At 44.3% G+C, this 11,979-nt stretch carries 12 protein-coding genes; all 12 read left to right on the top strand.

Annotation, left to right across the window (positions count from 1 at the left end; genetic code table 11):
• The coding region (locus LBL30_04445) for a hypothetical protein (GenBank protein ID MDR1032336.1) at positions 1-718 on the top strand (718 nt) is incomplete at its 5' end.
• A 173-nt stretch (positions 719-891) separates the two neighbouring features.
• Positions 892-1,851 (top strand): hypothetical protein, encoded by a 960-nt coding sequence (locus tag LBL30_04440; GenBank protein MDR1032335.1) that lies wholly within the window; start codon positions 892-894, stop codon positions 1,849-1,851.
• 1,155 nt (positions 1,852-3,006) lie between these two features.
• On the top strand, positions 3,007-3,387 hold the full coding sequence (gene rpoZ / locus LBL30_04435; protein MDR1032334.1) for a DNA-directed RNA polymerase subunit omega: 381 nt from the start codon (positions 3,007-3,009) through the stop codon (positions 3,385-3,387).
• 38 nt (positions 3,388-3,425) lie between these two features.
• On the top strand, positions 3,426-4,067 hold the full coding sequence (locus tag LBL30_04430; protein ID MDR1032333.1) for a type II secretion system GspH family protein: 642 nt from the start codon (positions 3,426-3,428) through the stop codon (positions 4,065-4,067).
• Positions 4,067-4,741, top strand: coding sequence for a prepilin-type N-terminal cleavage/methylation domain-containing protein (locus tag LBL30_04425; GenBank protein ID MDR1032332.1), 675 nt, complete (start codon positions 4,067-4,069; stop codon positions 4,739-4,741). Before LBL30_04430 ends, LBL30_04425 begins: the two co-directional genes overlap by 1 nt.
• A 112-nt stretch (positions 4,742-4,853) precedes the next feature.
• On the top strand, positions 4,854-6,152 hold the full coding sequence (locus LBL30_04420; protein ID MDR1032331.1) for a proline--tRNA ligase: 1,299 nt from the start codon (positions 4,854-4,856) through the stop codon (positions 6,150-6,152).
• Positions 6,153-6,162: 10 nt separating this feature from the next.
• Complete coding sequence (locus tag LBL30_04415; protein ID MDR1032330.1) at positions 6,163-7,392, top strand: lipoprotein-releasing ABC transporter permease subunit; 1,230 nt, start codon at positions 6,163-6,165, stop codon at positions 7,390-7,392.
• Positions 7,385-8,068: an ABC transporter ATP-binding protein gene (locus LBL30_04410; protein ID MDR1032329.1), complete on the top strand. Its 684-nt coding sequence runs from the start codon at positions 7,385-7,387 to the stop codon at positions 8,066-8,068. The genes LBL30_04415 and LBL30_04410 overlap by 8 nt, the downstream gene beginning before the upstream one ends.
• Positions 8,069-8,195: 127 nt before the next feature.
• Positions 8,196-9,344 carry a polyamine ABC transporter ATP-binding protein gene (gene potA, locus LBL30_04405; protein ID MDR1032328.1) on the top strand — a complete coding sequence of 383 codons (1,149 nt, stop codon included), beginning with the start codon at positions 8,196-8,198 and terminating at the stop codon, positions 9,342-9,344.
• Between the two features lie 7 nt (positions 9,345-9,351).
• A complete protein-coding gene (locus LBL30_04400) occupies positions 9,352-10,287 on the top strand; it encodes an ABC transporter permease subunit (protein MDR1032327.1) in 936 nt (311 codons plus the stop codon).
• A gap of 13 nt (positions 10,288-10,300) precedes the next feature.
• A complete protein-coding gene (locus tag LBL30_04395; protein ID MDR1032326.1) occupies positions 10,301-11,119 on the top strand; it encodes an ABC transporter permease subunit in 819 nt (272 codons plus the stop codon).
• Complete coding sequence (locus LBL30_04390; protein ID MDR1032325.1) at positions 11,101-11,883, top strand: division plane positioning ATPase MipZ; 783 nt, start codon at positions 11,101-11,103, stop codon at positions 11,881-11,883. Before LBL30_04395 ends, LBL30_04390 begins: the two co-directional genes overlap by 19 nt.
• The last annotated feature ends 96 nt before the right edge of the window (positions 11,884-11,979 follow it).

The following is an 11,979-nucleotide window of genomic DNA, read 5'->3' as shown; positions in this document are numbered from 1 at the left end:
GCAAGGCGTGCGGGAATTAGAGCGATGGCCCCCCCCCCCCTCTCTCTTTAGCACTAGTACAGAAGGGCGATTTTGCTCTGAGTTGGGGTTTAGATATGGTGGTGCTTCTGTCGCTAAAGAAGCTGATGATACTGTTGCATTATCTAAAGATGTAACTTCTGAAGAGTGCAGAGCATCATCATCACAGTCCTTTGGCCAATTAAGCAGATCTGTCGGCAAATCTAGTAGCACGTCGATGAAGCAACGGCTCAAAGTCCTAGAAGGCTTCTGCGGTGTATGTAATGCTAGTTTTTCTCAGTTTGACAATCATTTAAGCAAGTTTTGTAGCGAGTCTGATATGGCGCAGCAGGAGCTGCGGCTCGCAGGCGCAAATGCAAGCCTGCTCGATGGATATCTTGATAAGACAGCAGCACGATTTATTAAATGTCTAAATAAATTAAATAAGCAATTCAGTAATATGCCTTTTGTGCGATGGCTCGGAGGTCTAAACGGCTTCCTCGGTTGTGGCAATTCGGTAGATAATAACCGAACATCAAGTCCTTACTGGCATAGGGCTTATAGCTTTAAGTTAAGCAATTATTCTTATTCATATAAATCTCGATTTACAGAGCCAGCAGGCCACAATTACAAATTAAGTTTTCTTTTGGATGAAGCTTATGAATTTAACCTTAATAGTAATTTTAACTTAAAACAAGTTCAGCTTGCAGCTTTAAATTAAACAACAGCTTTTGTCTAAAAAGAATTCGATTCGCAGAATTTGTAAATCATATCTATTCTCGCCTAAATAAGATTTATAAGCCAAGCGATAGTGTTGATTTAAATGAAGTTCAGTTCGAAGAACTGTCAAACGAGCAGGCTGGGGCCTGCGAGCCTTGCGTTAGCAAGACCAAATTGGACTTATCTGGCATACAGATCGCTGATTGTTTAAGCTCTCGCGGTCAGTTCGGTAGATTTGCATCAGTGTTGTTTCTGGCCCTGCTGGTAACATTCTTATCCGGTTGTTCAAGTACGAATAAAGATTCTTTTCGTCCACATTTGTACCTAGGCGTGACCAGCAATTACTCAAGCTCGAATGCTACTCTGGAGCCAAGGTACTTCGTGCCTGGTTTGAATTCAGCGGGTGGTGTTGTGGTGACTGGTGGTTTTTTGGTAGGACGTAGTGGGGCTGTTGCTGCCCCTGATGCAGCAGGAGGTGTTCCTGCTTGGGTTTTCAATCAAAATGGTATTATGCTTGGTGATATGTATGGAAATTTAGCTACAAAAGCCTCAGGAATCGGTACTGGCGCACTAATTGGTTTAGAGATTAAAGTGTTTAAGTTGCGAATGTCCTTAGAGGCTGATTGCTCTAATATAAATCGCGGAGATAAGCATAGAGACGATCTGTTTAAGAGGTTTTCTTTCGGATTATCCTATAGGCTTGGCCTGAAACTTGGCAATTATTTTATGCCATATCTGCTTGCAGGAATAGAATTCAATACACTCAAGGGACGCGGTGAAAATCCACACTTTAAGGATAGTGGAGATTATACTCTTTACCCAAACAATCCGGCAAACAGATTAGCCTACTCTAATGCTGATAGGCTTTTCTATAGCACGGAAGATGGTAAAATGACTCAAAATCCCCGATTGGGTTGTGGATTTGAGATAAGTTTCTTTGAACGTTTTAAATTTAGATTTGACGTGTTTTGGACGTTAAAAAGGAGATTTGTCAGTAAATTCAGAACGGATACTGTAACGCCAAACGCTGTTGTGGGGCCAGCTGCCCTTGGTCCATTTTACGGTACAGAAGATAGCATGACCTGGTATCATAAAAAATTTTCCACTCGCTTTGGTCTGATTATGGATCTATAGGCTACTTATGATCCAAGTACTATTACTCAAAGTGATACAACGTGAAAACGGGCAGGCAATGGCAAGTTAAAGATATAGCTCCGGCGACTTTTATTACGGCAAAGCCCAACAGAACGTTGCAGAGGCGGCGGCTAGAAAGCCTTTTGGGGAGGGGATTTCTTGGTTGATATAGTTCTGATTCAGTGTAGTTTAAAAATTTCAAGGTCTTTCTAATTGAATATAGTAAAGCAATTTATTTATCTTTTGCGTTTGCGGATAAGGTAAGTGTTTTAATACCTTTCCCTCTAATTTGTTTAACTAAAATTTTGTGAAGTGAATCGATTATCTTCATTTAACATAATTATAATTATACAACTTTTTTATCCCAACTACAGATACTCCAGTTGCACGCCCTTAAACTAGAAGATGTCTTCACTAAACACTCTGATGTCACATGTAAAGTTTTTAGCTTTCTTATTGAGATGTTGAAACAACATTCTTTCTATATAGAAGGTGCGTACTGGGCTTATAAAAGTAAGGCCGACCTCGCCAAAGAGATTGGTATTTCTGAATCCTCTGTAAGACGAGCTCTTGGTCAACTACTTAGGCTAGAGCTGATCCAGGTCAAGCAGCTTTCCACAGATAAATATGATCACATTAACTTCATTTCCTTGAACGCAGACAAGCTTTTCACTCTTCTTGCCCTCAAACCTGAACCAATCAATTGTAGGGTTTTATTAAAACATAAATTAATATATTCACCCTCCGAGATAACTCTACCCCATGAATCTAAAAATCCGCAGGGGGCTCAAAATTACTCCCACCTCCCACTCATACACCGTACCACCCTACCCCCCTGCCCTACCCTACTGAAAAGCGTTGTCTTTTTTGTCGTGAGCCTCATCCTTTAAGTCTCACGCAAAATGCTAGTTATTTGTATAATTGCTTGGATGTTTTTTGAGTTAACTTTGTAATACTTAGACAAGATTTGCAATTTTAGACTAGGTGATGATTTTCATTCATGATAATGCATAACCTAAAATGTAACTTACAGAAATAAGACAAATTATCAAGATAGAACTATAAAGCTCAACTCATCTAAAACATGCGCGTAATTTAAGCTTGTCTTTTCGGGCCAGTTTTTGCTAGACTAAGACCTAATTTTAAGGTGAAGCAATGGCTCGTATAACTGTTGAGGACTGTGCAAAGAACATTAAAAACAGGTTTAACTTGGTTGTTATGGCGTCACAGCGAGCGCGACAGATTCTTTCTGGTGACAAAATCACTGTACGGAGCGATAACGATAAAGTATCCGTGATTGCATTGAGGGAAATTGCCGCCTCTTCCGTAAGCCTTGATGATATATACGACTATGCAGTCAAAAGATATCGCAGATATAATCCGGTTGAAGAATCGCTCGAATCACTAGGCGAAGATCCCATAGAGGAAGTCTACGCTTCCCATGCAGGACTAGATGAAGACTCTATATTAGCAGAAGGCGATTCGGGCCAGACGAATGTCCCTGACACTGCGAAAACGAACGATCAGGGCGAATAGAGGCTTGACGTTTAAACAGCTCGCTTAAAATTATTTTGATGTCATTAGTAAAATTCCTAAAGGACAACAGGGGATTCAGCCTGCTTGAGGTAGCAATCGCTATAACCGTAGTTGGTATTTTGGCCGCAGTTGTCCTTAAAGGGCAAAGCTTGGTTAAAGAGGCCAGGTTACAATCCGTTGCAACACAAATACATCAGTACAAAGCGGCGGTAGACATGTTCCGAGATAAATACCAAGCCCTTCCAGGGGACTGCAACTCAGCGCAAGAAAACATATCCTACGCTTTGGACAATGGCGACGGGGACGGCGCCATTAACACCGAGCGAGAAGCCTTAGGTTTTTGGCAACATCTTAAATTAAGCGGCTTGATCTCTATAAAAGAGGGCGTTCCTAAGAGTAAGCTAGGAGGAACGTTTGTTCCTTCATCGCATATCTATGGGCACAGCGGGACCTGGATTGTGTTCAGCAACAACACGGTCAATGAAGTTTTGTCTGGATATTTCCGTGGTGTACTGACCCCAAAGGATGCCAACGACTTGATGAACAAGCTCGACAGCAAGGTGGACGGCGACATCATCGTAATTAACGGCGAGGGGTGTAAGAACGTTTGCATTGATGCGGGCCAGTTTAATCTTAAATCAGAAGAAAAAAGCTGCGTTGTGATCGTGAAGGTCGATTAATGGACATAAGGTCCGATCGCGGCTTTGCGTTACTCGAAGTCGCGATTGCCATTATGGTCATGGGGGTGATTCTTGGCATACTAGGACCATCCTTGAATACTTTACGACTCTGCTCGTCATTACAATCTAACAAACAGAAGTATGAGCGAATATGCTACGCAATTGCGGCTTATGTTATCAGAAACTCACACCTACCCGCTCCAGCTAGCGAGCCTAATTCTGGTGAAAGCAATCTAGACAGCCCTAATTTAGGCTTTATTCCTTTCAAATCATTGGGATTAAGTAAAGACGTTTCTGTCAACAGCGCCGGCAAGCCGATAAAATATATCCCCAATAAAACCTTAGTTGAAGCGACGGTGATTAATAAGCCCGGCGGCGGAGCCAGAAGTAGTTTGCTCAGCAGAACAGATTGCGAATTCTGCGCACGTTTTGAGGCAGATACTTTAAGTTTGGACCTCATCAACGCTCAAGGTCAATCCGTTACGGATACCACTAACACCAAGTCTGTTAATCCTATTGCATTTATATTGTTTACTGATGATCAAAATGTTCAAATAATCACCGGAAATAAAACTATAGTAAAAATAACAAGCGCATCGTCTCATATAAAATATGTGTTTAGGGACGACTTGATGTCTTATTACGCGAAGTATCCTTGTCCCCCTAGTCCTTAGATTCGGTGTGGCTTAATGAGTTAGGCAAATCGTGGAATGCCCTTGCAATCGGAAGTGGTGTGGTTTACTTAGGTAAGCCATAGCGGTTTTAATTTGAAAATTTGGTAGAGCTATGCGGTTTTCCAACTATTTCATTCCAACCTTAAAAGAAACTCCTGCCGAAGCGCAGATAGCCTCGCACAGGTTTATGCTGCGTGCTGGCATGATTGACCAAACGGCAAGCGGGATATATTCCTGGCTGCCTTTAGGGCTACGTACTTTAAATAAAATCGCGGATATCGTTCGTCAAGAGCAATACAAAATCGGCGCGAATGAAGTGCTTATGTCAATTGTACAGCCAGTTGAACTTTGGCAAGAGAGCGGCCGAGAACAGTCTTATGGAGAAGAACTTCTGAGGTTTAAAGACCGCCGCCAGAGGATCTTGTTGTACAGCCCGACCAACGAAGAGCAAATTACCGATATATTCAGGAAATACATCCGCAGTTATAAGGATTTACCGAGAAATTTCTTTCAAATACAGTGGAAATTTCGCGATGAAATTCGTCCAAGATTCGGCGTTATGCGCGGGCGTGAATTTCTGATGAAGGATGGGTATTCCTTTGATTTAGACATAGATCAAGCCAAGAAGACTTACAGAAACATTTTCATCGCCTATCTTAAGACTTTTAGGCGCATGGGCCTGACGCCGATTCCTGTATGCGCTGATCCAGGGGCCATTGGCGGAAACATGAGCCATGAGTTTCACGTGCTTGCTTCAACTGGGGAGAGTCTTTTGTTTTATGACAAGAGGATTTCAGCGCTTGATTTTGATTCCCAGGATGTGTTTGAGAACTTTTCTAAAATGTATGCGGCCTCTGAAGACAAGCATGATCCCTCAGCCTGCCCAATATCTGAGTCAGATCTAGCGCAATCGCGTGGCATTGAAGTTGGGCATATATTCTATTTCGGAACTAAGTATACCAAATCCATGAACGCATCCGTTACCGGCGCAAAGGGTGAGCAGATATATCCAGAAATGGGTTCTTATGGCATAGGCGTGTCGCGCTTGCTGGGCGCGATTATAGAGGCTAATCACGACGACAAAGGAATAATCTGGCCCAAAGAGGTTGCCCCTTATCAAATCGGGCTGATTAACCTTTCAATTGATAGTGATAAATGCATAGCCTTGTCAGATGATATTTATCAAGACCTGATTAACCGAGGTTTTGAAGTATTGTACGATGACCGCAACGAACGCGCAGGTATAAAGCTGGCCGACATGGACCTTATTGGTCTGCCGTATCAAGTGATTATTGGTAAAAATTCACTTGCCGAAGGGCCTGTTGAGGTCAAAGACCGTCGTACGGGTGAGGTAAGCAAAGTTAACCGTCAGGGCGTTGCTAATTACCTTAAAGACGCTTTAGCGGGCTAAGGGAGGCATTGTGGCATTTAACTCCTTAGAGCGTACCATAGCCTGGCGGTATCTAAGGTCCAAGCATAAGGACGGCTTCATATCGGTGATTGCTGGCTTTTCCTTTTTAGGGATTGCGCTTGGCGTTGCGACGCTAATCATTGTGACTTCGGTGATGAATGGATTTCGTCATGAGTTTATATCCCATGTCATTGGGTTTAATGGTCATATATCGTTGTACGCTGAGGATGGCGTGGGTAATTATGACGCCATCGCGCAAGAGCTTAAAGGCGAGCATGTTTCGAACGTAACCCCGCTTATAGAGCGCCAGGCTATGTTTGTCACCAAAACCCAAGTAATCGGCGGTATAGTACGCGGTCTGGCGCAAGATAATTTACAACGAGTCGTCTCGGACAAAATTTTTACAGGCGAGTTGTGCTCTGGCGAAAACATAATGCTGGGCAGGCGTTTAGCCGAGCGCTTAGGCGTTTGGGTTGGTGGTGAAGTGAAAGTAATTACCCCAGAGTTAAGCGAAGGTGGGTTTGGGTATATTCCTCGCGCCAAGACTTTTAAAGTCAACGGTATTTTTTCTGCCGGTATGTACGAGTACGACAGCTCAGTCGGATTTATATCGCTGGACTATGCGCAAAGGCTGTTTAATTTGCCAAATGTAGTGACCCAGTTTGAGGTTACGGCCCGCAACCCTGAATTATCTGGGCAAATAAAGGCTCAGATACGCAAAATAGCCGATCGATATGGCCTGATTGCCCTGGATTGGCAAGAGCGGAACAGCGCCTTCATGAACGCAGTTGCGGTGGAAAGAAATGTGATGTTCTTAATACTGACGCTTATCATCATGGTTGCAAGCTTCAGCATAATATCCTGCATGGTTATGCTGGTGCGTGAAAAATCCCGCGCCATTGCAGTGCTGCGGACAATAGGAATGCAAAAATCTGCCATCATGCGAGTGTTTATGATGATAGGTTTTTTGATCGGCGGCATAGGAACCTGTATAGGGGTTGTTGTTGGGCTGCTGTTCTCTTGCAATATAGAGCACATTCGCCGATTCATGGAAAGCTTGCTAAGCGCCAATCTGTTCTCGGAAGAAATTTATTACCTGTCTAAACTGCCTGCAGAGGTTAATGCAGACGAGGTATTGCTGACTACTGCGATTGCTTTATTGCTGTCGTTTCTGTCGACCATATACCCAGCATGGCGTGCCAGCAAAATAGACCCAGCAGAGGCGCTTCGTTATGAATAACAGCGCGGTCGTCCTGGACCTTAAAAATATCAAAAAATCCTACTCCCAAGGAGATAAGGCGACAGTTGAGGTACTGAAGGGCGTTGATTTTTCGCTTTGCTGTGGGGAAACGGTGGCGCTTTTGGGGCCGTCAGGCGCTGGTAAATCGACCTTGTTGCACATTGCGGCGCTGCTTGAGGGATGTGACAGCGGCAGCGTGGTCATCGACGGCGAGGACTGTTCGTCGCTTAAAGACCGAGAAAAAACCAACCTGCGCCTTTCGAAAATTGGCTTTGTTTATCAATTTCATCATTTGCTGCCAGAGTTTACGGTGGTTGAGAATCTGATGCTGCCGCAATTGCTGGCCCAAAAATCAACGCAGCAGGCAAAAAATACGGCAATTGAGTTGCTGAAAAAAGTGGGGCTTGAGGGGAAGGCTAACCAGCGAACGAACCTGCTGTCTGGCGGTGAGCAGCAACGCGTTGCGGTGGCTAGGGCTTTGGTCAACTCGCCCAGGATACTGATTGCAGATGAACCCACCGGTAACTTAGATGAGCAAAATGCCCTTATTGTAGCGCAAGAGCTGATAAACTGCGCCAAAGCGAAAACCATGGGCGTCATAGTCGCCACACACAATGTTCGCCTGGCGTCTATGATGGATAGGCAGATAACCATGCAAGACGGCAAGCTGAAATAAATTGTTGCGATAAATAAAAGATATCTGGCTTTGTTATTCAGCAGTCTTTTCCTGTTTTTGTGTTTTGTTTGAGACTGTGCTAATAGATTAAGCGCGTCGTGGTCAATAGGGGCTGGAGCGGCAAGCGTTGGCAGCAAAATCTCGTCATTTAGATAAAATCGAACCGTGGCATGACCCGGAAGAAAGGCCCTACGTCTATATAGAAAGCCTTACCAAAGATTATGACGGCTCGATTGCGGTTGACGAGGTTAACCTTTCGGTTTATCAAGGCGAATTATTTTCTTTACTTGGCAGGTCTGGTTGCGGCAAGAGTACGCTTTTGAGGATGCTAGCCGGTTTTGAAACGCCGTCGTCTGGCAAAATCTATATAGATGGAATCGATATGTCGGGAATTCCGCCCTATCGCCGGCCAGTCAGCATGGTGTTTCAATCTTATGCTTTGTTTCCGCACATGAACGTTGAGCAAAACGTTGCGTTTGGCCTTAAGCAGGAAAAACTTCCCAGATCGCAGATTAACGAGCGAGTTGACGACGTTCTGGAACTCGTTCAAATGATGGATTTTAAGAAAAGAAAGCCTCATCAGCTTTCCGGCGGGCAACGTCAGCGTATCGCACTGGCAAGAAGCCTGGTTAAAAGGCCTAAGCTGTTGTTGTTGGATGAACCGTTGGCTGCGCTTGATAAAAAGCTGCGCGAAAAAACGCAGCTTGAGCTGGTAAACATCCAGGAAGAAGTTGGTATTACCTTCATTATGGTGTCGCATGACCAAGAAGAGGCGATGACCATGGCCTCGCGCATAGGAATCATGGCGGATGGGCGCATAATCCAAGTAGGAACGCCAACTGAGATCTATGAATATCCAAACTGCAAGTATGTATCGAATTTTGTCGGCGCAATTAACATGTTTGAAGGCCTTGTAGTAGAGGAAGAAGAAAACTACGCCATTGTGCGGTCAAGCGTTCTTGATGACAGCGATATAAAGGTAGAACACTCTGCCTCTGCGGCAATTGGCGCTAATGTAAGCGTTGCCATAAGGCCGGAAAAGGTCGTCATCTCGAAAACTCCGCCGAAAGAGCGCAATTATAACTGCGCCAAAGGGGTCGTTCAGGACATCATATACCTTGGGGACGTGTCGATATATCACGTAGAGCTTGCCAATGGTCATATAGTCTACTCAACCGCGACTAATTTGTTCCGCATAGCAGAGCGCCCCATCCAATGGGATGATGAAGTGCATCTGTATTGGCTTCCGGAAAACGCAATATTATTGACGGCGTAGGTGAAAAGTGCCGACCAAAAAAGTCAACACTTGGAAATTTCACTTTAGAGGTAGCTCACTGATAGTGGGGGTTCCATACCTGTGGCTGTTGGTGTTTTTTTTGTGTCCGTGCTTGATTTTGCTGAAAATCAGCTTTGCTGACAGCGTTTTACAAATCCCGCCTTACAGCAACATTTTGAAATGGATTAACGACAGCGCAGCGCAGCTTACTCTTAACTTCGCCAATTATCGCCTTTTGCTTACCGATGATCTGTATGTAAGGACGTTTACAACCTCTATAGTAATTGCGGCAAACTCGGCATTTGCTTGTTTATTGATCGGCTATCCAATGGCGTATGCGATCGTAAGGTCTCGGCCAAAAATCAGAATGATACTGTTGATGCTGATAGTGCTGCCTTTTTGGACTTCTTTTTTGATCAGAGTCTATTCCTGGGTGATACTGCTGGCCCCTACAGGTTTGATCAATAAAGCCCTGATGTACTTGGGGATAATTGACCAGCCGCTTAAGCTTATGGGCAATTATTGCGCGGTGGCAGTAGGCATTATCTATACCTATTTGCCGTTTATGGTGCTGCCAATCTATTCCTCTTTGGAGAAAATCGACAACTCTGTCGTTGAGGCGGCATATGACCTTGGTTGTACGCCGATTAAGGCTTTTTTCTCAGTCATTTTGCCCCTTTCCATGCGCGGCGTGGCAACAGGATTCTCTTTGGTTTTTATGCCGGCTATTGGCGAGTACGTGATGCCAGAAATCCTCGGGGACGCCAGCACGGTAACTATCGGCAGAATAGTTTGGAACGAATTCTTTACCAACCTTTCTTGGCCAGTTGCTTCAGCCCTGTCAGTAATGATGATCATATTTGTAGCCATTCCAGTTATGCTTTGGTACGGCGGACAGCAAATCAGGCTAAACAAGAAATTGAACATTCATGAAAAGGTCTAGGTTTTTACTTTCAATGTTGCTGTTTGGATATGCTTTTATGTATGTCCCGCTGTTTTGTATAATTGCTTTGTCGTTCAATGATTCGAAATTTGTAACCGCTTGGTCGCACTTTTCCTTTAAGTGGTATAAAGCGCTAGCGCAAAACAGCATAATGCTGGACGCTGCCCTAAACAGCCTGAAAATTGCGTGCTTTACTGCCACAATTTCGGTGCTGATTGGAACGCTAGCTGCCATTGCAATCGTAAGGTTTAAACGATTTAAAGGCAGACCGTTCTTTGTGGGCATGATGACCGCGCCTTTGATCATGCCAGACGTTGTCGTAGGACTTTCATTATTACTGCTTTTTGTAAGCATGACCAATCTGCTCGGTTGGCCTGGCGAGCATGGTATATTGACGGTTGCCATCGCGCATATCACTTTATCGCTGTCCTATGTAACGGCGGTGATTCAATCGAGGCTGACAGAAATGGACTCTTCCATTGAAGAAGCCGCTTTGGATTTAGGGGCGACCCCAATCAAAGTATTTTTCGCCATAACTATACCGTCAATATCATCCGCGATTATGAGCGGGTGGATACTCTCATTCGTTTTGTCCTTTGACGATGTAGTACTGGCCAGCTTTGTATCAGGACCACAGTCTACGACCCTGCCTATGGTCGTTTTTTCCAGCATTCGTATGGGACTTTCCCCGCAAATTAACGCCATGACCACGATAATAGTGTCTATACTGACGGTATGTGTGGCAATTGCCGGGTATGTCATCTATCATAGCGGTAAGAAAATCTCAAACAGATCAAGACAGGAGAAGAAGCGTTGGCAAGGCCTCATGTAATAGTCCTAGGTAACGAAAAAGGCGGAACAGGCAAATCCACCATCTGTATGCACATTGCCATGCATTTTCTGGCAGATGGGCGCAAGGTGGGGACTGTAGACGTTGATGCTAGGCAAGGTACGCTGACTAGGTACATAAATAACAGGCTTAAATATCAGCAGACAAAACAGATCTCTATCGCAACTCCTCAGCATTTTTCGGTGCATAAAAGTAACCTTAACGAGCCAGAATCAGCAAAGCAGGAAGAGCAGGACAGCTTTGACCTGGCAATGCAAAAGCTCAGCGACCATGACTTTATACTTATCGACACGCCTGGTAACGACACGTTCTTATCACGTTTGGCTCATTCACATGCTGATACGATTATAACCCCTTTGAATGACAGCTTTGTGGACCTTGATATGCTTGTAAGGGTTGATGAGGATAATTTATCGCCTAGTTTGTACTCTGAGATGGTTTGGGAGCAAAGGAAATCCCGCATGATGCGGGATAAGCGTTCTATTGACTGGATTGTTATGCGCAATCGCCTTACGAACCTGTACTCTCATAACCGAGGTAAAGTTGAAGATGTGCTTATATCCCTTGCTAAACGGATTGGGTTCAGGCTTGCAACCGGATTCAATGAACGAGTCATCTTTCGCGAGCTGTTTGTATCAGGGCTTACTTTGCTGGATTTCGAACTAATAGACAGGTCACTTACAATATCTCATGTTACGGCGAAGCAAGAGCTGCGTGATCTGGTTGGGATGATAAAAGTAAACTGACCTTGTCTGTCGGTCGGCGGCTTGCCTTAAGTCTAAATATGCGTAAACAATCACCACTCAAAGGCGCGATTTATATGGAGCTCGCGATAATAATCT

The sequence above is a fragment of the Holosporales bacterium genome (assembly GCA_031263535.1).
GTDB lineage: Bacteria > Pseudomonadota > Alphaproteobacteria > UBA3830 > JAIRWN01 > JAIRWN01.
Note: the sequence above shows the minus strand (reverse complement) of the source record. Positions and strands in the feature narration are given on the sequence as shown.

Bases quoted from the DNA above. Each gene is read 5' to 3' on its own strand.
- rpoZ (MDR1032334.1), top strand. From the start codon at position 3,007: ATGGCTCGTATAACTGTTGAGGACTGTGCAAAGAACATTAAAAACAGG.
- LBL30_04430 (MDR1032333.1), top strand. From the start codon at position 3,426: ATGTCATTAGTAAAATTCCTAAAGGACAACAGGGGATTCAGCCTGCTT.
- LBL30_04425 (MDR1032332.1), top strand. From the start codon at position 4,067: ATGGACATAAGGTCCGATCGCGGCTTTGCGTTACTCGAAGTCGCGATT.
- LBL30_04420 (MDR1032331.1), top strand. From the start codon at position 4,854: ATGCGGTTTTCCAACTATTTCATTCCAACCTTAAAAGAAACTCCTGCC.
- LBL30_04410 (MDR1032329.1), top strand. From the start codon at position 7,385: ATGAATAACAGCGCGGTCGTCCTGGACCTTAAAAATATCAAAAAATCC.
- LBL30_04395 (MDR1032326.1), top strand. From the start codon at position 10,301: ATGTTGCTGTTTGGATATGCTTTTATGTATGTCCCGCTGTTTTGTATA.